26 protein-coding genes and 2 pseudogenes are annotated in these 21,068 nt (G+C 32.5%); 10 read left to right on the top strand and 18 right to left on the bottom strand.

All coding sequences use genetic code 11. The features are described 5' to 3' along the window. Positions 1 to 98: 98 nt before the first annotated feature. Positions 99 to 1,367: an Nramp family divalent metal transporter gene (locus tag KPL51_RS01660; RefSeq protein ID WP_216156384.1), complete on the bottom strand. Its 1,269-nt coding sequence runs from the start codon at positions 1,365 to 1,367 to the stop codon at positions 99 to 101. 197 nt (positions 1,368 to 1,564) lie between these two features. Between KPL51_RS01660 and KPL51_RS01655 the strand changes: the two genes are divergently transcribed. Next, on the top strand, positions 1,565 to 2,029 hold the full coding sequence (locus KPL51_RS01655) for a metal-dependent transcriptional regulator (protein WP_216156382.1): 465 nt from the start codon (positions 1,565 to 1,567) through the stop codon (positions 2,027 to 2,029). 123 nt (positions 2,030 to 2,152) lie between these two features. Here the strand turns inward: KPL51_RS01655 and KPL51_RS01650 are convergent, their stop codons facing one another. Beyond that, the gene (locus KPL51_RS01650) at positions 2,153 to 2,512 is read right to left on the bottom strand and encodes a hypothetical protein (RefSeq protein WP_216156379.1); all 360 of its coding nucleotides are present in this window, start codon (positions 2,510 to 2,512) and stop codon (positions 2,153 to 2,155) included. Positions 2,513 to 2,817: 305 nt separating this feature from the next. Continuing rightward, positions 2,818 to 3,168, bottom strand: coding sequence for a hypothetical protein (locus KPL51_RS01645; RefSeq protein WP_216156376.1), 351 nt, complete (start codon positions 3,166 to 3,168; stop codon positions 2,818 to 2,820). Positions 3,169 to 3,458: 290 nt separating this feature from the next. On the opposite strand from KPL51_RS01645, the gene KPL51_RS01640 reads away from it, so the two are divergent. The 6 genes and pseudogenes from KPL51_RS01640 to KPL51_RS01615 all read left to right on the top strand — a co-directional run bounded on the left by KPL51_RS01640 (position 3,459) and on the right by KPL51_RS01615 (position 6,169). Then, positions 3,459 to 3,785, top strand: a complete 327-nt coding sequence (locus tag KPL51_RS01640) for a PadR family transcriptional regulator (protein ID WP_216156373.1) — start codon at positions 3,459 to 3,461, stop codon at positions 3,783 to 3,785. Beyond that, positions 3,782 to 4,129 carry a DUF1048 domain-containing protein gene (locus KPL51_RS01635; protein ID WP_216156370.1) on the top strand — a complete coding sequence of 116 codons (348 nt, stop codon included), beginning with the start codon at positions 3,782 to 3,784 and terminating at the stop codon, positions 4,127 to 4,129. Before KPL51_RS01640 ends, KPL51_RS01635 begins: the two co-directional genes overlap by 4 nt. Positions 4,130 to 4,138: 9 nt before the next feature. Then, positions 4,139 to 4,489: a DUF1048 domain-containing protein gene (locus tag KPL51_RS01630; RefSeq protein ID WP_216156367.1), complete on the top strand. Its 351-nt coding sequence runs from the start codon at positions 4,139 to 4,141 to the stop codon at positions 4,487 to 4,489. A 23-nt stretch (positions 4,490 to 4,512) separates the two neighbouring features. Continuing rightward, complete coding sequence (locus tag KPL51_RS01625; protein WP_216156362.1) at positions 4,513 to 4,692, top strand: cysteine-rich KTR domain-containing protein; 180 nt, start codon at positions 4,513 to 4,515, stop codon at positions 4,690 to 4,692. Positions 4,693 to 4,817: 125 nt separating this feature from the next. Further along, a pseudogene (locus KPL51_RS01620) lies at positions 4,818 to 5,404 on the top strand (ABC transporter ATP-binding protein). Next, positions 5,405 to 6,169 (top strand): annotated as a pseudogene (locus KPL51_RS01615) (ABC transporter permease). Positions 6,170 to 6,309: 140 nt separating this feature from the next. Here KPL51_RS01615 and KPL51_RS01610 read toward each other — a convergent pair. From KPL51_RS01610 to KPL51_RS01570, 9 genes are all read right to left on the bottom strand, one after another. Beyond that, positions 6,310 to 6,702 (bottom strand): bacteriohemerythrin, encoded by a 393-nt coding sequence (locus tag KPL51_RS01610; RefSeq protein WP_216156359.1) that lies wholly within the window; start codon positions 6,700 to 6,702, stop codon positions 6,310 to 6,312. A 122-nt stretch (positions 6,703 to 6,824) separates the two neighbouring features. Then, positions 6,825 to 7,700, bottom strand: a complete 876-nt coding sequence (locus tag KPL51_RS01605; protein ID WP_216156356.1) for a leucine-rich repeat domain-containing protein — start codon at positions 7,698 to 7,700, stop codon at positions 6,825 to 6,827. 778 nt (positions 7,701 to 8,478) lie between these two features. Beyond that, the gene (locus KPL51_RS01600) at positions 8,479 to 8,715 is read right to left on the bottom strand and encodes a DUF2922 domain-containing protein (protein ID WP_216156353.1); all 237 of its coding nucleotides are present in this window, start codon (positions 8,713 to 8,715) and stop codon (positions 8,479 to 8,481) included. 68 nt (positions 8,716 to 8,783) lie between these two features. Then, the gene (locus KPL51_RS01595) at positions 8,784 to 9,008 is read right to left on the bottom strand and encodes a DUF1659 domain-containing protein (RefSeq protein WP_216156350.1); all 225 of its coding nucleotides are present in this window, start codon (positions 9,006 to 9,008) and stop codon (positions 8,784 to 8,786) included. 83 nt (positions 9,009 to 9,091) lie between these two features. Continuing rightward, a complete protein-coding gene (locus KPL51_RS01590; protein WP_216156346.1) occupies positions 9,092 to 9,625 on the bottom strand; it encodes a sigma-70 family RNA polymerase sigma factor in 534 nt (177 codons plus the stop codon). A gap of 19 nt (positions 9,626 to 9,644) precedes the next feature. After that, positions 9,645 to 9,872: a hypothetical protein gene (locus tag KPL51_RS01585; protein WP_216156343.1), complete on the bottom strand. Its 228-nt coding sequence runs from the start codon at positions 9,870 to 9,872 to the stop codon at positions 9,645 to 9,647. A gap of 43 nt (positions 9,873 to 9,915) precedes the next feature. Continuing rightward, positions 9,916 to 10,800: a VapE domain-containing protein gene (locus KPL51_RS01580; RefSeq protein ID WP_224853594.1), complete on the bottom strand. Its 885-nt coding sequence runs from the start codon at positions 10,798 to 10,800 to the stop codon at positions 9,916 to 9,918. Positions 10,801 to 11,100: 300 nt separating this feature from the next. Next, complete coding sequence (locus KPL51_RS01575; RefSeq protein ID WP_216156337.1) at positions 11,101 to 11,880, bottom strand: hypothetical protein; 780 nt, start codon at positions 11,878 to 11,880, stop codon at positions 11,101 to 11,103. After that, the gene (locus tag KPL51_RS01570; protein ID WP_224853550.1) at positions 11,846 to 12,502 is read right to left on the bottom strand and encodes a DNA polymerase family A protein; all 657 of its coding nucleotides are present in this window, start codon (positions 12,500 to 12,502) and stop codon (positions 11,846 to 11,848) included. The genes KPL51_RS01575 and KPL51_RS01570 overlap by 35 nt, the downstream gene beginning before the upstream one ends. Positions 12,503 to 12,888: 386 nt before the next feature. On the opposite strand from KPL51_RS01570, the gene KPL51_RS01565 reads away from it, so the two are divergent. The 3 genes from KPL51_RS01565 to KPL51_RS01555 all read left to right on the top strand — a co-directional run bounded on the left by KPL51_RS01565 (position 12,889) and on the right by KPL51_RS01555 (position 14,183). Beyond that, positions 12,889 to 13,089: a hypothetical protein gene (locus KPL51_RS01565; RefSeq protein WP_216156334.1), complete on the top strand. Its 201-nt coding sequence runs from the start codon at positions 12,889 to 12,891 to the stop codon at positions 13,087 to 13,089. Between the two features lie 32 nt (positions 13,090 to 13,121). Continuing rightward, positions 13,122 to 13,634, top strand: coding sequence for an ImmA/IrrE family metallo-endopeptidase (locus KPL51_RS01560; protein ID WP_216156331.1), 513 nt, complete (start codon positions 13,122 to 13,124; stop codon positions 13,632 to 13,634). A 144-nt stretch (positions 13,635 to 13,778) separates the two neighbouring features. Beyond that, positions 13,779 to 14,183, top strand: coding sequence for a MarR family winged helix-turn-helix transcriptional regulator (locus tag KPL51_RS01555; RefSeq protein ID WP_216156328.1), 405 nt, complete (start codon positions 13,779 to 13,781; stop codon positions 14,181 to 14,183). Positions 14,184 to 14,545: 362 nt separating this feature from the next. Here the strand turns inward: KPL51_RS01555 and KPL51_RS01550 are convergent, their stop codons facing one another. The 6 genes from KPL51_RS01550 to KPL51_RS01525 all read right to left on the bottom strand — a co-directional run bounded on the left by KPL51_RS01550 (position 14,546) and on the right by KPL51_RS01525 (position 21,026). Beyond that, positions 14,546 to 15,598, bottom strand: coding sequence for an alpha/beta hydrolase (locus KPL51_RS01550; RefSeq protein ID WP_216156325.1), 1,053 nt, complete (start codon positions 15,596 to 15,598; stop codon positions 14,546 to 14,548). A gap of 275 nt (positions 15,599 to 15,873) precedes the next feature. Beyond that, complete coding sequence (locus tag KPL51_RS01545) at positions 15,874 to 16,779, bottom strand: GH25 family lysozyme (RefSeq protein WP_216156322.1); 906 nt, start codon at positions 16,777 to 16,779, stop codon at positions 15,874 to 15,876. Positions 16,780 to 17,233: 454 nt separating this feature from the next. Continuing rightward, complete coding sequence (locus tag KPL51_RS01540; protein ID WP_216156319.1) at positions 17,234 to 17,542, bottom strand: PTS fructose transporter subunit IIB; 309 nt, start codon at positions 17,540 to 17,542, stop codon at positions 17,234 to 17,236. A gap of 34 nt (positions 17,543 to 17,576) precedes the next feature. Then, positions 17,577 to 18,620, bottom strand: coding sequence for a PTS fructose transporter subunit IIC (locus KPL51_RS01535; protein WP_216156316.1), 1,044 nt, complete (start codon positions 18,618 to 18,620; stop codon positions 17,577 to 17,579). An 11-nt stretch (positions 18,621 to 18,631) separates the two neighbouring features. Beyond that, positions 18,632 to 19,078, bottom strand: coding sequence for a PTS sugar transporter subunit IIA (locus KPL51_RS01530; protein WP_216156313.1), 447 nt, complete (start codon positions 19,076 to 19,078; stop codon positions 18,632 to 18,634). Next, the gene (locus KPL51_RS01525) at positions 19,068 to 21,026 is read right to left on the bottom strand and encodes a BglG family transcription antiterminator (protein WP_216156310.1); all 1,959 of its coding nucleotides are present in this window, start codon (positions 21,024 to 21,026) and stop codon (positions 19,068 to 19,070) included. Before KPL51_RS01525 ends, KPL51_RS01530 begins: the two co-directional genes overlap by 11 nt. Between the last annotated feature and the right edge of the window lie 42 nt (positions 21,027 to 21,068).

Raw genomic sequence — 21,068 nt, 5'->3', positions numbered from 1 at the left:
TCATTAGGATTCATGCTTATAAAATACAAACACTTAAGTATAGCATCTTACAATCTACCGCGCCAGTGTCCAATTGAGTCGGGTATTATCTCTTTAATTTAAACCTTACCTGTAAATGTTAGATACAGGAGCACTACATTTAGTAAAATTATAACCGCTGCTATTAAAACACCTAATAGCTGCACTATACGTTTATTAACTAAAATACCCATTAAGTCTTTACGTTTAGCTATAGTTAACATTTGAAATATTGGGAATGGTAGAATAAAACTAAGTGCGACCTGGCTCAAAATAAGAGCATAAATCGGATTAATTCCAAGTGCAATTACAACCAAAGCTGGCATCATGGTTATAATTCTTCTAACATTTTTAGGTATGCTCAAATTAACAAAGCCCTTCATAATAGTCTGCCCTGCCATGGTTCCAACAGCAGAGGAGGATAGTCCTGATGCAAGTAATGCTATTCCAAAGGCGCCACTTGATAAAGAACCTAATAATGGTTGTAAAGATGTATGAGCCTGTTCAATTGAATCTACTATCATTCCATTTCTATAAAAAACCGCAGCTGATACAACAACCATTGCAGCATTTACAATAAAGGCAATATTCATAGCTATAGTAATATCTATCTTTTCCATTTTCAAATGTCTTAATTTACCTTCATTTGACGTATCAGTACCTCTCTCCTGAACTAACTGCGAGTGATAATATACTACATGGGGCATAACTGTTGCACCAAGCATACCTACCGCAATGAATACAGCTGCTCCATTGGGTAACGAAGGAATTAATGTATGAATGCCCACCTCCACCCAATCTGGTTTAGCAAGAAATAATTCTATTGCATATGCGATACTGATTACGGTAACAAATGCTGCTATTATAATTTCAACAACTTTCTGCCCATATTTTTCTAAGTAGCAAATTATAAACGTTATAAGACCCGTAAGAAGTCCTGCATATATCATAGGTATATGAAACAATAAATATAATCCTAATGTGCCACCTAGAAACTCTGCCAAATCTGTTGCCATAGCACCTATTTCAGCGACAATCCAGAATATCCAGTTTACTGACCTAGGGAATACCGTAGCACACATTTCAGGCAAATTACGTCCAGTGGCTATTCCTAGTTTAGCAGACATAGTCTGTAAAAATATAGCAAGTATGTTGCTCCATAAAATCACCCAAATGAGGGTATAGTTGAATTGTGACCCTCCACTTATATTAGTTGCGAAGTTACCTGGGTCAACATATGCAACACTAACAACAAAAGCAGGCCCTATAAACTTCATTAACTGTTTTACCTTACTTATCTGCTTTGGAGCAGCTAAACTATCATTTATTATTAAGTTATCATTCTCCATAAATTACATCATCCTCCATTTGGTTCTTAAAATATAACCAAAATAATTATACTGGAATAGATTTCTTAGACGGGACTAAATTTATTCTGGTAATATAAATTATGTTGTTGTTGTTTAAATGTTCCACTAAAGTAATTTCATTGTATGTTTAAGCATATAATTTATTTAACAGACTATAGCTTAAAGTGGGTGATAATATGTTGGAAAAAGATTTTTATACTTTTAACGGATATATGAAAAAAGGAAAAAAGCTTCTTACTCCATGTATGGAAGATTATCTTGAAATGATTTATAGATTATCTTTAAGCACAGGATTTACAAGGGTTAATGAACTATCTAATGCACTTAATGTTAAACCACCTTCGGTTACAGACATGGTGCAAAAATTAGCTGAACTTAAACTTGTAAAATATATAAAATATGGTGTTTTAGAACTAGAAGAGGATGGAAAAAAATTTGGAAAGACATTACTTAATCGTCATAATACTGTAGAGAGTTTATTAAGAATACTAGATGTTTCAGAGTCTGATATTTTAGAAGAAACTGAAAAAATTGAACATACAATAAGTAATAAAACAACAGAATGTTTTCAAAATTTTGTACAATTCATTAAAAAAAATCCTCAGATACTAATCGAATTTAAAACTTATAAAAAGGTTTAATGTAAGTCTTTTTAATATTCAGTTATTTAACATTTAATAATACTACTTATTATAAAAAAATGTGGTGAAACGATAAAGAAGCCTAGCAATTATGCTAGGCTAAATTTGACACTACACTATTTATTAGTCTTCACATGGATATATATAATTGGCTGCGGTACGAACTTCTAAATTACTAGGGTCACATGTAATATTGTCGGGAAGTACAAACACTAATTTACGTTCAATGTTGCCACATTCACCACATCCATTTTCTCTACATATAATTGTAATAAAGCCCCTAAAAGCAACTATTCTATGACATCTATCATATATAATGCATGCAACAGCAACTTTTTTATCAAAGCATACGTTCCTTACTTTTATTCTTACAGTTAGTAATCTTAGAGCATGTTTTTCTATATCTACTGGATCTACATTAATAACGCTGCATAAATTACATGAACTTTTAGTGCACTTATTACAATCAGAATCATTTCTCATTTAATACAACTCCTTTTAAATTTAGAATAAGACAATACTTATTAATACTGATTTGGTCACTCGGATTTCTTATAGATCTATGAACCATTAAAAATATTTTCAACATAGGTGCTATGAGTTGAAAATATGTTCCACTGAATCAGATTAATATTTTTAAATGTCCTTATTATAAATTTACAATGGTTTGATTAATGAGCTTGTAAAAAATATAGCTAATATATAATCTATATTTCTAAAGGTTAAACAAATAATACGTGATAAAATATTTTAAGAAAGCCTATTTGTTATAATACTTTTTATATACGCTAATCAAAGGTTATATGGGTAGTTATCTCCATACCATCAGAGTTCGTATAGTTTTCTTTAAATTTTTCAGCTTGTTTAGAGTTCTCATCGAATTCTTCATATTGATTTAGTTTATCTTTTAATTTATTAGATGGTTTAGGTTGTTTTTCTCCCCACTTAACACTAATTGTAAAAACACCATAATTAATATCACTATCAAGTTTAAATTCGTAATCTAATTCTTCATTATCTGGTATTAAAACACGGGTCCCATCTATTTTGAGTTTATCCTTTAATAGCCTTATAACTTCATCCTTTAGAAAAAAATAAAAATCTTCTTTGCTCCCAGTATACTTTTCGCTATGATCCATGAATAACGCCACCTTTCACTATAATAATATTCAGATACAACTATAAAGGTGATTGTAATTGTCATAATCTTTGAGGGGCCAGACCCTTGTAAAAAACTGGAACAGTTTTTGTTGCTTATTTGGTGCTTGTTATCATCTTTAGAATTATTATAAATCTTATTGTTAAAAATAAACTTTAAAAAAATAAAAATAAAAATATTATATTGACGCCACCACTACTACGTGATACTACATAGAGGTAGTAAGTAATACTAAATACCAGTATTACTAGATAGTGAAGAGGTGATTTTTTGGAAAATATTACGGAAATGTTAAAAGGTGTACTAGAAGGCTGCATCCTTGAAATCATCAACCACGAGGAAATCTACGGTTACGAGATCACGAGAAGGCTGAATGCCCTCGGATTTTCGGACGTTGTGGATGGGACAGTTTACACCATTTTGGTGCGTCTTGAGAGGAATAAACTCGTGGACATAGAAAAAAAGCCATCCGATATGGGACCGCCGCGAAAGTTTTTCAAGCTCAATGACGCGGGGCGTGTGGAGCTGAAAAGGTTCTGGGAAAGATGGGAATTCGTATCATCAAAAATTAGTGAGTTAAAGGAGAAGAAGAAATGAATTTTTGGGAAAAGGTTACGGGAAGCGACATGACTAAAGAAATGAAAAGTTTTGAATCTCGAGCTAAAAAGCTGCCGGCTGATTATCAAGCATCATGGGGAAAAATTAAGGCCAATCTTTGGCCGCACTCAGATTTCACCGGTCGCAACCTCATGCCAATTCTTGACGGTGTGCTTGGCCTGCTGGAGGAAACGGCTGCGGACGGTCAGAGTGTACAAGAAGTTTTTGGTGACGATATCAATGGCTTCTGCTTAGAGCTGGCCGGTGAAGAAGTGGCAAAGTCTTTTCGCGACAAGTGGCGCAAGCAACTCAACAATAATATTGCTAAAAAATCAGGTAAATAGGAGGATAAAATGATAATACAAGATATCATCGAAGGCAAAAAAGAGTGGCGAGCACACGTGACACGTGTCAAAGCGCTCCCTAAGGATTATCAGATTGTTTATAAAGAGATTCAGAAATATCTCTTTAATGTGGGTCCTGTTGAGCTAACCAAAGGGATAGGTTTACTCTCAGGGATTATCGATCTTTTTGAAGAAGGCGCTGCCCTTAGGAAAGGTGCACTCGAAGTGACAGGCAGTGACGTAGCGGCCTTCTGCGACGATTTAATCAAAGATTCAAAAACTTACGCTGACATCTATCAAGAATCTGTTGACCAAGAAGTTGACAAGGCCATGAAAAAGGTTACGGATAAAACAAAGTAAACAACAACTAAGGGGATGGTAGAGTGTGTAGATATGAGTGGATATTATGCCCGGTCTGTGGCAACAAAACAAGGGTTAAGATAGGAGTTGATACGGTACTTGAAAACTTCCCGCTATTTTGTCCAAATTGTAAACAAGAAACGATAATCAATGTAAAACAACTGAATATATCAGTTATTAAAGAGCCAGCCGCTAAGACGTAGAGCCGATAACATGTGAATGAAATCACAGTTATCGGCTCTTTTTTTATTATAACTACTCAAGTCGTATTGAAAGAATTAAATGCAGATTTAAGTAAGGTTACTATATTGTAGAGGAGGAAAAGAAAATGGGAAAAAATATCATACAAATTAAAGGAGTAAAGAAATCTTACAAAGATGTAGAAGTACTCAAAGGAGTAGATTTTGAAATTGAGCAGGGAAGTATTTTTGCATTACTAGGTTCCAATGGATCCGGAAAAACAACGATGATTAGAATAATGGTTACTTTACTTAAAGCAGATGAGTTAATTAATCGTTTTGGTATGTCAGAGGCTGCAGACCGAAGAGTGGCTACTTACTCTGGAGGGATGAAAAGAAGAATTGATATCTCAATGAGTCTTGTGGGAAATCCAAAGATTATTTTCCTAGATGATCCAACCACAGGTCTTGATCCAGAATCACGTTTAGAAGTTTGGAAGATTGTAAAAGAGTTATCAGCTTCAGGAACTACAGTATTCTTAACTACTCAATATTTAGAGGAAGCGCAGCAACTTGCAGATAAAATCGCTATTCTTCATGGAGGAAAATCATTGCTCTAGATACACTAGAAGGATTTAAAAAATTATTTTCACCTGCAAAAGTGGAATATGTTGAAAAACAACCTACATTAGAAGAAATATTCCTAACAATCATTGGTAAAAAGGGGAAGAAATAAATGGAATCTACAAACAAATATTTTTTAAGTGATATGAGTGTTATGTTTGAACGTTCTATGCGCCATATTTCTAGAAGTATGGATACAATTATTACAGTTTGCATCACACCAATTGCGATGATGTTATTATTCGTTTATGTATTTGGTGGTGCAATCAAAACAGGTACATAAGTTTATATTGATTATATATTACCAGGTATAATGTTAATGGCTATTGGTAGTGGGATTGCATATGTGGCATACCGTTTGTTTATAGATAAATACCGTGGTATATTTGAACGTTTTCACTCAATGCCTATCGCTCGTTCTACAGTATTATGGGGGCATGTATTAACCTCATTAATTTCTAATGGAATTTCTGTAGTAGTAATTATACTTGTTGCATTATTAATGGGTTTCCGCTCCTCTGCAGGAATCTTAGAGTGGCTCGCGGTATTTGGAATTCTTGGGATCTTTACACTTGCTTTGACTTGGATTGCTGTAATTGCAGGACTTGCTGCTAAAACACCAGATGGTGCAGGCGCATTCTCTTACCCAATCATCTTCTTACCATTTATCAGTTCTGCCTTTGTACCAATAGATACTATGCCTTCAGCAGTACGTGCCTTTGCAGAAAATTAACCTGTAACGCCTATCGTAGAAGCTATTCGTAATTTATTAGGAGTCCAACCAGTAGGAAATGATATCTGGGTTGCACTTGCTTGGTGTATAGCAATAATAGTTGTTGCTTATATCTTTGCAATGAGGATTTATAAAAAATTATAACCTATCTTTATCAAGCATAATTTGTGCGCTTATGCTTCCAGATTTTACAACAGGGTCGTAAAATCATTTCAGTTCTATATAAGTATCACTGCTAATTTCAAAAGACTGAGTTATTATAGCTCAGTCCTTTTTGGCTTAATTTATACTGGCATTATCAATTTATCTTTCTCCAGTATATGCTCTAAAATCCATTCAAATACAAAATGAAGCAAATCCTCTATATATTCTTGGTGATTTGTATCCACATTATTTAGATTTATTTCTTCTAGTCTTTTTATGAAATTAGTATGTTCTCTTTTTTGTTCTTCATATCCAGGATAATTAATTTTAAGCATATACTCTTCCTCACATTTAAAATGATATTTAGTATAATTTCTTAAATCCTCAACTATTAAATTTACATCATCATATTTATCAGTTTGAAGTCCATTTTTTAAAAGTGCATAAGCTTGATTACCTATCTCAAAAAGATGTTTATGTTGAGCATCAATTATATCTATACCAATTGAACAACTGTCGTTCCAAATTAACATATTTAATTACCTCCACTCAAAATTTATATTTGTATAAATTTAGTTTATTTTAGTACAGTATACCATTTTATACAATGAATAACCTAGTTAAAATTTAGTATTTAATTACAAAATAAATTTTATTATATAAATAGAGATAATAATAATAATAAGGCTTTAATTGTTATAACTAATTTGTCTGTAGTAGTTTTGTGAGTTGAATCAATATACTGTATTTTATAACGCCACATAAAGCTATCGTCCTCTTTATTTTTATTAAAATAAAGGGTTGATAATTGATTTTTAGAACAATCTAAAAACCTTAATGCAGTACTTTTGCTTATATCTAATATTGTTAGTTGATTACTATTGCAATATAACTGAGTTAAATTTGTATTTTTACTTACATCTAAAGTTGTTAATTTATTACTATCACAATATAAAACAGTTAATGATGTAAAATACTCAATACCACTTAGATTACTTATTTTTTTATTACTTAGACCTAAATCTTTTATATTTTTAACATCAGAATAAAGTATTGGAGCAGGACTAGCTTTTCTTATTAAAGAATAAACCTCAGTTTTAAAGTTTACATCCGAAAATTTACTAGTTATAACGGTATTATTAATAACTGGTTTAACAATTAATATAACTTTTGAAACGATTATTGTTGGCGAGCTAACAATTATATCCTTTTTATATGATACTTTATAAACTACATTTTGAGCTACTGATGTTTTAGTTATCACTGGTACTGTTAATGTGGCAGTCCTTTTTGTTGAATTTATAGTAACTTTTGTTGCTTTCCCATTTATAACTTGAGTTACACCGAAATCTGTTACTTTTGGTGTTGTAGTCAGTGCATATTTAAATGGTGCTGTTACCCTTCCATTAATTGCACTAATTTTTTTAGTGTTAGTAACTGCAAGACCATTGTTAGGCATAACTGCTATACTGAATAAAAAAACACAAATTAGACATTTGGTTATGCTTGTTAATTTTAAAATAATTTTCAATTAATATCCACCTCTAAATACGTATCTAATATATTAAATGAAATATAATTGTAACCCCTTTTTATATTACACTTATACTTCAAAGATAAATCTTAATAACAATGTGATAAATTTACAGCTTAAAACAGCTTACAGTAAATTATAACAATATATACAATGCTTAACTATTATAAAAGAGTAAATTATAAAATATATATCAGTGTTATTTTATCTGATTAGAAAATAGCTTGGATGAGTCTCCTTAATTTGTAACATTTTCATATAAACATAATATTATATACTAACAAATGAAATATTCATGGGACAAACTTAAGAATAAACTAAAATGAAAAAATGTATGCCTTTAAGGGGGGAAATATGTATGTGTTGTTGGTGGATACTATTATTATTACTATTTGACGATAACAATTGTAGTATCAATAATCGTTGTAATAATAGCGATCGTTGCTGCGAAAATAACCGTCATCATGACAATTGTCGTAAAAATAAATGTGATCCTCATTGTAATAAACAATGGTGCAATCAATGGTGTGATAAATGGTGCGATCCTTGTTGTGAAAAAAAGCATAATGATCGTAATTGTTGTTAAAAAGAAAATTAATATATAAGCAGAGTTGATATTCAATTCTGCTTTTTTAATTTTAATTTTAGGTTCTCAAGATAATATCTATATTATTTTGGTTATCTATATATAGCAATAGGATCGCTTTGTTCCCCTCCAACATATCTTACGATAAAAAAATGAGAGTCAGTAGATTTATCTACTGACTCCCATTTCCTATGCTAATTCAACTGTACTAGTATCCGTAGTAACTATCTTAGCATCTTTCTTGCCAACTAAGCTACCATTCGCTGATGCAAAAATGTTCTTTGCGATGACTAAATCCATAAGAGCATTTGTCTCAGCCTCGGTTACAGTTGGAACTCCATTACCATCAGCTTTGATGTCATCTACAGTTAGAGTAAAATATTTACCTTCCGTAGCTGTTAAAAATCTCATAACTAATTTATGCATATCACTTTTCCTCCTTTAAATTATTTGGACCAGGACTCTGAATATTCTACTTTCCTTTCAAGTTAAAACTACTCACTAACTAAACTGTACTGATCTTCTCTGTCTAGGCCAAACAATGGGTAAGTTTTAATGTTAGATATTGCTAGTCCTACAGCAAATATGTCTGCGTCTGATGCTGCAACTTTTAGATTACTTAATCTTTTTGTTGCATATTTATCTTTGCCTTTGATGTCAACTCCTATCTTCATAGTAAGTTTTAGCGCACTGGCTACCTTTGTTGATACTACTGCCATGTAAATCACTCCTTTCATTTTGTTTTCATTGAATATATATGCCGATGCACAGTTTTGTGCGGAGTTTTTTAAAATATATAAATCTACATTAAGGACCGGAGTTTTTCTAGAGCTTTTCTCTTAATTCTTGTAAGTTGATGGTAATTTTTATCGCTATCACAAGCTATTTCTCCAAGGGACTGGTCCAGAATATAATATCTTTTTATTATTTCGCGCTCTAGTGGATCAAGTTTATCAAGAGCTGCGTATAACTTTTCCACTTCATAGTAAGCTATTACTTCATCCTCTAAGGTAAATTCATAATCTCCACAGATATCAAAATCTAACATATCATTGTTTGGCACCTCTCTAAAGTGTTTTATTTGTCCTTTTAAAAGTTCTTTGAAATTCATTTTTATAGAACTTATACAATATTTATTAAAGCTGTTGCTTCCTAGCTTGTACATAGCTATAGCTCTTATTACGGATAGATATCCATGCTGGATTAGGTCCGCTAAATCAAAACCTGGAATGTGATATTTTGAAGCCTCCTTAAATATTAGATACTTGAATTTTTCTATTATTTCTTCTGTAGCGCTTTCTTCTTTAGATTTAGCCCTTTCAACTAATTTTTCCACAATATACACCGCCTTGTTTTTATATTAATACTTTGATTTTATCCATCTGTACCCCTGTCCCCCTGTCCCGTGCAAGAATGGCTTGTTTATTGGGTTTTAATACATCTCTGGGACAACTAGGAGAAGATTCTCTTACGCGGGTATGCGTATTAGGCACACCTGCCCTTACTCTTCTGCCTAATTTACATACTTCTATATACAATTCTTGTCCTGGCTGTCCCAAATCATTCTCAAACCTTGATTCCATAACGGTTTGAGCAATGGGACAAGGTTATGGGACAGCCTATTAGTTACTGTCCCCACTGTCCCACAGATTCCCTCAAAAAAACTCTTTGTCTTCCGTAAATAGGTAAGTAAACTCTGTCACTAATATTCCCCCACCCCTCAATTTTCCTCATTATTCCACCTATTTCATAAGAATCAAATTTTTTTAACATACTAGCATCTTTACCAAAGAGTTCACACCATATCTCTATTATGCAAACATGGTCACGTATTACGGCTCCTACAGGTTTAACTGCCAGTTCACCCTCACCTCTTAAAAAGCTTCTTCTTTCATATAAACCCATCTCTTCCCAATTACTTGGCAGAAGTTTATCTAAATAATCACTAACTATACCTTCTCTTTCATCACTTTCAAAGGCTTCAATTTGTGCTGTCTCTGCAACTTCTGTAAGGGAACTTTCTAATATTAAAGATTCTCCATTGTTATACATCATTAAGACTTCTGCCCATATTTGATCTATATCTTTTATATCCCAAGGTTTAAATTCAGAGATGCCTCGCACCTTTACAGACCAAAATCTTCTACCACCTGTGGTGTCTCTTAAAAATCCTGCTTCTTGATTTGTAGTTCCTACAATAATGTACTGCCTTGGATGTTCTTCCACTACTCTTCCATAACTTGCTCTAAATTTATCATCCTGCCTTGTCAAAAAGGATTTTAAGGTATCCTCATCAACTTTTCTAATGCCTGCAAGTTCCCCAATTTCTAAAATACAGCTTCCTTGCAATTTTTCTGCTGCTGTCTTATCATGCATATCCGCAATACTTAATGCATCACTAAAAAATTTCCCACCAAGCTTTGAAAATATAGTACTTTTACCTATTCCTTGTGGACCATTTAAAATAAGGGTGGTATCAAATTTAATTCCTGGTTCCATAACTCTATCTATTGCTCCGCATAACGTTTACCTTGTAACGGCTCTAACATATTCACTATCCGCTGCACCTAAATATTTAATGAGTAAGGTAGCTGCACGAGGCATGTTATCCCAGGGAAGTAGTGACTTTAAAAATTCTTTTACTGGATGAAAGGATCTCTCTATGGCAACTTTTAATAATGCATCCTGACATTTACTTGGGGACCAAAGCTTATATTTTTTTTCAAGATAGCAAGATAGGCCTGCATCATCTCCTGTGGACCAACCCGCCTTTAATCTTTTCCAAGGTACCTCACTTAAAGTTTCTATTCTTTAACTATGCTCATTATAGGCAATTCCTACTAAGGCAGGGTCATGTTTTATTATTAATACTAGATTTGTCAAAGTCTCCTTAAAGCCACCTTTAGCACTAATTTCTAATTCATCTACCCAACTATTCAATGTACTAAAATCCTCACCAACCTCACTAATGTGCTCCTTAGCTATCTGCCTTTTCACTTCATGATCCTTCATTGCAAGCTCTTGCATGGCCTTAAATGAAGGCATTTTATTCATGGGAGTTCCTTCCCGGGTTTCATCATCCAAAGCGCCAAACTTATGAAGTCTTACTAAATCAAAAGAATTACAAAGTTTACCCGATGCTGGGTCTGTTCCGTGATGTGAATAGGCAAAGTCACCCTTTTCATAAATAACAAGCCCGCCTGCAGTTGAACCTTTGGTATAGGTGTATCTATTTTGCTCAAGGGATGCCACATAAACCTCACTTAAAAATTTTTCTATAACACCCGCCACATTATAAGTTCTACAAAAGGCACCTACTACTCCACCCTTTCCACTTGGATTTCCTTGCTTATCTGCTAGCTTTTCTCTGGTTTTTATATTTCTTGAAGGCTCATAGGTTGTATCATCAAAATAATCTATTCCTATATCCCCTGCAATTTTTCTAGATACCGCTCCATATTCTTCAGAACTTACTGCTCTACTTAAGGGAATAACAAGTCTAAGCCTTGGTTTATCTATGCTGTGCTTATGGGTTGTATACATTGCGCAGCCAAAATCAAATAACAGCTCTATAGTCTCCCATAATTTCATTCACAGACTGTAAGGAACCAAACGCATACGTAGCCTCTAACATAACTTCATCATGAACATGAAATACTATTTTATATCCTGCCTTGTCTAGCCTGAGCATTGCCTCTGCTAAACAATCTCTAGCAATTGCTTGAACTATGTTTTCCGTAAGTTTCCCTCCAAAGGTACTAATCCTTCCCCACTGCTTTGTCGCTTGTTCAATTCCTTCGTAAGTAAGTTTGGGTTTGTTAAACCTAACATCTGTTTCAATTCTAGGCCTTACGTAAGCAAGACTTCTACCTGAGGGAAGTTTAATAAATAAGACATGTTTTGTGCAAGAAAACTCAAGTCCATATTGCATCTTTACTACCTGATCTTGCTGTACTGCCATTATTGCTGCATTTTCAATTTTCCTCCAAAGCTTAACAATGTTGGAATTAGATTTTCTCCAGGCTGTAACAATACCTCCAAGTTCCTCTTCCCTGAGTCCCATTTTTATTGCTCCCATAGCAGTTAATGCACCAATATTTCTCCCAAGGCCACAGGCCATGGTTGCTATTTTTCCTTTTTGCCTAAGATCATACTGAGGATTCCCTTTTACTATGTTTTCAAGGGGCACTCCAAACATCTTACTTGCAGTCATTTCATATATCTTGCCATTACCTTTAAATGTATCAATAACTCATTTTCCATTTGCAATGTAAGCTATAATTCTAGCTTCAATGGCACTAAAGTCTGATACAATAAATCTAGAATTCACGGGTGGAATAAAAGCTGTTCTTATAAGTTGGGATAACACCTCGGGTACACTATCAAAAGTAGTTCTAGCATTTCATAATCTCCCGCTTTTATAAACTCCCTTGCCTGCTTTAGGTTATCCATACTATTTCTAGGAAGATTGTGAATTTGTACTAGTCTACCTGCCCAGCGGCCAACGAAAGATTCCCTAGAAAACAAGAAGTCATTGCAAAGTTTGCCGAGGTATTCAACGTTTCAGTTGACTATCTTCTTGGCACGGATGGTTCATTTTTGCAAGGTTCTAGTGAAGAATATGGTACTATAGGTCACAAACAAGCCCAAGGAGTACTAAAGAATGTAGAAATGCTATTTGCTGGCGGCGAACTCATGGACGATGATAAAGATGAAGTCTTTAGAATAATTTCGGAGCTTTATTTTGATTCAAAAAAGAAAAACAAGGAGAAATACGGTAGAAAAGAAATTAAAAAATAACTTTTCTACTAACACCTGTGGGGAGGGTGCGAATGAATCGTTCAAATATTTCTAAATGTGCTAATAAACTAGTAAAAACTTATGAAACAAATGACCCTTTTAAAATAGCTGAATATCTGGGGATTGATTTAAGTTATGAAAAGCTTCACCATTTAAAAGGGTTTTATACTTATATACTAAGGAATAGATATATTATTATTAATAATAGTATAGATGAAATAAGTACTAGAATAGTTTGTGCTCATGAGATTGGTCATGACCGTTTTCATAGAGGACTTACCATTAACATGTTTCAAGATGAAGTATGCGTATCCTTAAAACCATCCATACCTGAAATACAAGCAAACTACTTTGCAGCAGAACTTCTTATGCCAGATGATACTTTTTTAGAACTAGTAGCTGAAGACTATACTTATTCTCAAATAGCTTGTACTCTAAGTGTACATACAGAACTTGCAATTATAAAAGCACAGCTACTAAATAACCGAGGTCATAAATTAAATTTGCCTTATGTACCAGGGGCTAATTTTTTAGTGAAGATATAGTGAAAAACAAGGTCAAGAAATGAATGTGTTAAACTGAATTTAAAAATTAGAAAAACAGAACTTGTTACCAATTATTAATTTATTGATATTTTACAAAAGTTGATATATAGTTGCTTAGGCAATCATTTTAAAGGCGGTGATTTTTTGACATGTACTTATGAGTTTTTGCATCAACTTCTAAAACTTTCTAGAACTGTGGTTAGTGACTTAAATACAGAAATTATTCAATATAATCTTCATCATTCTCAGTGGAGAATTATCCGTTTTTTAGAAATTAATGGTCCTTCTACACTTGTGGAGATAGCTAATTATTTAAGTGTAGAAAAATCGTCGGTTACTCGGGCTGTAGATCGTCTAAAAAAGAGTGAATTCATCGAAGAAATGTCAGGGAAAGACAAGAGAGAAAGAAGAATCAAACTAAGCGATCAACTATCTGTTTTTGTGTTTTTATCTATCTTTTTATACTACTTTATACACGGTAAAAAATCAGCATCTATACACCAACATTCAATTAAAAATTTAAATCTAGAACTAGATAATATAAACTAAATAACTTTACAATTGATCCAGAAAAAACTAGCTTTTACGAAAATGCACTTGGATTTTAAGATGATTTATTAGCAAGAGGTTGTCCGTTTCACTTCCAATCTCTGGAACGACAAGGCTTAATCTTCTTCGGTTTCTTCTTTCTTTCATTTTAAATATATTTTAAAACAGAGCGAATGCAACATAATTTTTTATTTTAAAAGTTGTGTTATTGTAAATAAATATCTCTGAATCCCTAGAACTTGCACATAATTCTAATTATAATAACCCTAAAGTAAAAGACCCAGTATAATTTCTCTAATTATACTGGGTCTTTTACAATCTATTATGCTATAGTTACATAATTTATTAAACTATACTAAGTGTTAGACTTGCTTTTTATTAAATTTATTTTTTAAATATACGGAAATTTCAATTAAAGCTTCATCTGCTTTATTCGTAATCTTATCCATTGTAATGAAACCATGTGTAACACCCTTATAGTTGGTATAAACAACATCTACCCCATCAAGGCTTAATTTTTTTCCATAAGCTTCACCTTCATCTCTTAATGGATCAAATTCTGATGTAATTATTAGAGTGTCAGGTAAATTTTTAAAATTGTTAGATAATAATGGGGACGCATATTTATTTTTTCTGTCCTCTAATTTAGGAACATATAATGATAAAAATTTTTGGGAGTTTTCTTTTGTATAATTATAATTCATACCAAAATTTGACCAAGATTTAGTTTTTAACTTATAAATGTTTGTAGATGGATATATAAGTACCACAGAAGTTATGTGAGGACCAGCTTTATCACGTGCCATTTGGGATACTGCAGCAGAAAGGTTACCTCCAGCACTGTCACCTGCAACACATATATTGCTAGAATCACCATTAATACTTTTAGCATTTTTATTAACCCATTGGAGTACATTATATACGTCATTAAGCCCATCAGGAAAAGGATTTTCTGGCGCAAGGCGATAGTTTACAGATACCACAATAGCTTTTGTATTTTTTGAAAGCTTCCTGCAAACATTGTCGTAAACATCAATGTTACCACTTATAAAGCTGCCTCCATGGGAATAAATTATTATAGGAAAACTATTGCTATTTCCATTTTCAGGAGTATATATTCGCACAGGCACTTTATTTGTATCTGTATTTATATTCATATTTTTTATATTGGGAAAAGGAATAGGTTTAGAGCTCCATCTTGTTGTATTTTTATTTAATTCCACACGTATTTCATTTATAGACTTCCCTTTAAGTGAAACAGGGTTGAAATATTTTTCTATTTTTGTCATTACTCCAAACTTTGTATCAAGCTTTCCAAAACCAGTTGTAGTGAAATCTTTAATTATAAAATAACCGCAGGTTACAATAATTAGCATAACACTAGAAAAAATTAAAAATATCTTTTTAGTTTTCATTTGATAAGCCTCCACCATTATAAATACTCATTAGTTTTTTAAAAAACATTTACGGATTATTAGTATTATGCCCATATTTATTATAATAATTTATCATTATTATAAACAGGAAAATCGAAACTTAATAAAACAGAGTTTATGAAATTGATTGATTATCAACAACAGAATAACCAATCATAAATATTCTGTACTATCTCCTGCATAAAAAAGAAGGCAATTGTATGCCTTCTTTCATTTTAATATATTTTAAAACAGAGCAAATGCAACCCAATTTTTTATTTTAAAAGTTGTGTTATTGTTAATGGTCCTACAATTCCATCTGATTTTAACCCTCTTGAGATCTGAAAATTCTTAACTGCTATTAGGGTATTAGACCCAAAGTAGGAATCAGCTCCAGTTTTACCACAGTTAAATCCTAACGCAATAAGTCGCTGCTGAACCCACATTACAAGTTCATTATTGGCTCCTTTAATTACCAATATTTTAGCTATAACCTCATTGGTATGAGCACCTTCAATTCCATCCTCAATAAGCTTGTCCTTGTTTTTATCTACTAATCCAACCAGGTTAACAACATGTTGAAATGCCTTTACAATAGCATTTACTGGTATAGGTTGTATTGAACTAATAAATATACCAGAACTGAATTCATCCAAATCAACAAGTCCGTTTATTCCATCTCCCTTCCCTGATTCCGAATATTGAAATCCTATATAATTAGCCGCATCAGGTTTTGACACTCCATAATGTGCCACCCACAACGGTATATCTTTAACTGAATTATCTAGATTGTTTGAGTAAAAATAATCTCCTGTATAAATACATGGCTCTTTCCCATTTGCTATTAAATAATTTGCAAATATCCTTACATTAGAACTTGTTTTAGCTATGGTTTGTCCTAATGCCTCTTCTACATCTATAACTAATTTACAATCCGATAAAAGTCCAGCTATAACACTTAAAAAGTGTTTTGCTTCTAGTGTCGGATCATTCGCTTTTAAATAGTGATAAAATCCGATTTTAAGTCCTGCTGCCATGGCTCCACTATATTGTGATTCTAACAGCGGATTTTTATAAGTGATTCCTTGAGTTGCTTTAATATAAACTATTTCTATTCCACTTTTTTTTACTTTCTCAAAATCTATATTTTGTTGGTAACTTGCTATATCTATTCCTCTCAAAAAAATTCATTCCCCCCCCCATTTAAATTATTTTCTCGGTATAAGATATGATTCAACCCATATCTCTGCTACTATTTGTAGTAAAGAGCTTATTAATGGAATATTGCATCATCAGTTTTGGGTTCAATAATTTACGAACTTAAATATTGTTGTTGACATGTGAAAAGACTACGCTCTCTAAAGTATCTTAAAAAGAGGGTAGTCTTATTATATATATGCCTTTCTTTCTATTTGTACGTAATCAAAATTAAATGTTATTATTTGATAAAAGTATAGCATGAGGGTCGCTTATCTCCCCTCAAACACCTCCGAGGCCCAGAAAATCAACAATTCAAGCATTCCATTGCAGTAAAAATAAATGCAAATGATTAAGATAGAAAAACACTTGGAATCATATTTAAATTATTCCAAGTGTTTCATCAAAACCTTGCTCCTTCATACATTTTCTATTTATTTATTCTACAGTTAAAATTGCTTTTGCTAAAGCACCTTGTGCATCTTTTATAAATACTTCTGTTGCGCTATCATAAGTTTTCTTTCCTGAGAATCTCTCAGATTCTCTTAAAGATACGTCTGCACAAATAATAATTAAATCCGCAGTTTCAATATCCTTTTTAGATAACTTATTTTCAATTCCAAGAGCTCCTTGAGTTTCTATTTTCACAGTGTGACCCATTTTTTTAGCCGCTTTTTTAATTGCTTCCGCCGCCATATAAGTATGTGCAATTCCTGTAGAACATGATGTTACTCCAATAATATACATGATATATCCTCCTAATTTTTAATCGTATTTTTTCTTAATAGACTATCTCATCCGTTTCCACAATATCTTTTTTTAGGAAATTCACCATAAGAGCAGTTACAAGGGACCCAATTACAATGGCTAGAATATAATATATTTTTTTATCTACTACTAACATGACTATAAGTCCACCATGTGGTGCATAACATGATACTTTTGCAAGCATTGCTATTATTGCGCCTACCATACCTCCAACACATATGGATGGCAATACTCTAATTGGATCTTTAGCAGCAAAAGGTATTGCACCTTCAGAAATACCAATCATGCCCATTGCAAGGGCCGCTTTTCCCGCTTCACGATCTTCCTCTGTATATTTTTTCTTAGATAATAGTGTAGCAAGTCCCATACCGAGTGGTGGCGTACAAATAGCGACCGCCACTGGACCAGCTAGTGTATATATGTTTTCAGGGAAGAAAGACCATGCGAATAAGCAAGCAACAACATTGACTGGTCCACCCATATCAAAGGCTGTCATAAATCCTAAGATTGCTGCTAGAAGAATTATATTTCCCCCTCTCATATTACTAAGAAAAGTAGTCATAACTCCATTAAAGGATGTTAATGGTGCACAAATAACATATTCCATTGTTAAAGCTACTATTACTCCACCAACTAATGGTATAATAAAAATCGGCATCAATGATTTTAATGCAATTGGAAGGTTAATCTTTTTTATAAGATTAACTACGTAGCCTGCTAAAATACCAGCTACCAAAGCCCCTAAAAATCCTGTCCCAGCCTGCGCGGCAATTGCTCCACCAATGAAACCTGGCATAATACCAGCGCGGTCAGCTAATCCGAAAGCTATAAATGCAGCTAAGATTGGAACCATATATCCCATAGATAGTACACCAAGATCAAATAATCTTTTTAAAATTGGATTTGCAATAACAGCGCCTTCCTTTGGTGTAATTCCTGAAAATGCAATTGTCAATGCAATTAAAATACCACCAAATACTACAAAAGGAATCATATAACCTACACCTGTCATAAGAGCTTTTCTAATGTTTATTAATTCTTCTTTAATCTTACCCATAATATCGCCCCCTAAATTATTATACTTTTAAAATAATTTAATACTGTTTCTTTTTCTGTTACATTTCTTAAATCATTCAAGAAGTCCTCATCCATTAACTTTCCAGCTATTTGAGACAAAATCTTTAAGTGTACGTTATCTTTACTATTTTCTGGTGCTCCTATCATAAAAATCAGATTTACTTTACTGTTTTCCTCTTCATTCCAGACAATCGGTTTTTTTAATTTTGCAAAAACTACAAATGGATCTAAAACTACATCCGATTTTCCATGAGGTATTGCTATTCCAAATCCCATATCTGTTGACACTTCATCCTCTCTTTTTTTAACCTTTTGACAATATATATCTATATCGCTTAATCTCCCTGCTTTTCCTGCAGTTTCACTCAATGATGCAATTGCTTCTAATTTATTATTAACATCTAAATCTAGAATAATTAACTTTTCGTCAATAATCATTTGCCAACTCCTTATTTAATAATTTCGACATTTCTTTTGAGGTATTTGCACTCTTAATTCTATTCCAAAAATCAATGTCATCTAAATAATTTCCTAATTTACGGAAAACTTTTGTAAAATAAATAGAATCTTTTTTCGTACATACCACATTTATGATAAAATCAACACGATCTTTATCATTCCATAAAATCGGTTGTTTCAGTTTGATAATTTGCAAACAATTAAATATAACTTCGCTCATGTCACCATGCACAACTGCAACATTATTTCCTATATAAGTAGAACCCTTTTTCTCTCTACCTATAAGTGTTTCATAATAATATTCTCTTACATAATGATTTATCATAAGCTTCTCATAGGCAAATTTTAAAACTTCTTCTTTACTATCAAGGTCCACATTCAAATAAATATTTTCTTCATAAAACAAATTATCTAAATTAGTCCTAACCTGGTTATGATTAATAATATCTGTAATACTTATTATGTCGTTCTGACTTAATAAAGGATTCACAACAATAGTTTTAAATTCATCGTTCTCCTCAGTATCCACTGTTGAAATTAAAAGGTCTATATTTTGATGCTTATATTTTTCAATTTCATATATGGAAATAACTGCAACAATTTCGATATTTTTAAATAATCGTTCAATTTTAACAGCTAGTAATTGCGAAATTCCTATACCACTTGCGCAAGCAATTAATATTCGTATGGTTTTGGAGCTTCGTTCTACTGAAACTACAAAATGTAAAACCAAATATGCAATTTCATCCTCAGGAAGTTTTATGTGAAAATAGTCATCTATAATAGATTTATGCTTAGATACAATACGGAAAATCTCACCATAATCCCTCTTAATTTCTGAAAGTAGCGGATTGTGGAGGGTTAAGCCATATAGTATTCGATTTATTGATGGTTTAATATGAAGCATTAAACTTTCAATTAGCTTGCTATCATTTTCTAAGAATAATCCAATATCAATTTGTATTTTTTCCACAAATTCACGGATGATCTCTTCGTTTTCAAAGTTTATTTTCATGTCTAAGGGCTGTATTATGCCATTTTTTAGAACCTTTGCTCCAAGGAAATGTAGCAGTATATAATACCTCTCCGGCTCTGGTAATGTAATATTAAACTCATTTTTAACATTCTCCACCAGTTCTTCTATAATTTTTAATTCTTCACTACCTTTTAAAATATTAACTAATTCAAAGTCAAGCAGGATACGGTGACCGTTTTTTGCTCTATTTATTATAACAGCAAGATTCATTGCAAGAGTTACTGTAGCTTCTGTTGAAAATACGTTACCAAAGCCCCTTTCCACTCTATGAATCATTGCGATCAACTTATTGAAATCAATGCCTAGCACCTTTTCCAAATTTAAAATAGCATCTGTATATATTACCTTTGAATCATGGTATGTAATTAAATTTACTTTGCCGCCGCGCTGATTATAAGAAAACACCATTGCCATAGCATTTCGCTTATCATTTTCACTCCCAACTATATGAACACCTTTAGATTTTAAATATTCAATAATTAGGTTATAGGAACTTAACCATTGATTAAGAATAATTATGTCTTTGTTAATGGTCGCTCTACTTACGTGAAGCTCTATACTTAACTGTTTGATTAAGGTTGCTTCTTGTGAATTAAATAATTTTAACAATATTCTTTGTTGACGATATTCCGGTGAATCAATTTTGTCCAGTTTGGAATTATCAAAGGATGTCATTAATTTTTGCACATTATCTAAGTCTCCTACATAGGAAACTCCTTTTCCTGGGATCTTCACTATTTCGCATCTGAAATTAGTTGCATACACCTCTAATTCAAGCAAATCGTTGCGTACGGTTTTTGCTGAGATGCCCAAAGACTTTGCTATATCATTTACAGTGATATATTCTTTTGAACTAAAAACCAACCTGAATATCTCTTTTTTCCTATCCATAATTCACCTCTTTTAAAGCATTATATTAATCAATAATTACAT

It is taken from the genome of Clostridium bowmanii (assembly GCF_018861315.1).
GTDB classification, from domain to species: Bacteria; Bacillota; Clostridia; order Clostridiales; family Clostridiaceae; genus Clostridium_AD; species Clostridium_AD bowmanii.
This window is presented reverse-complemented; position numbering and strand designations above follow the sequence as displayed.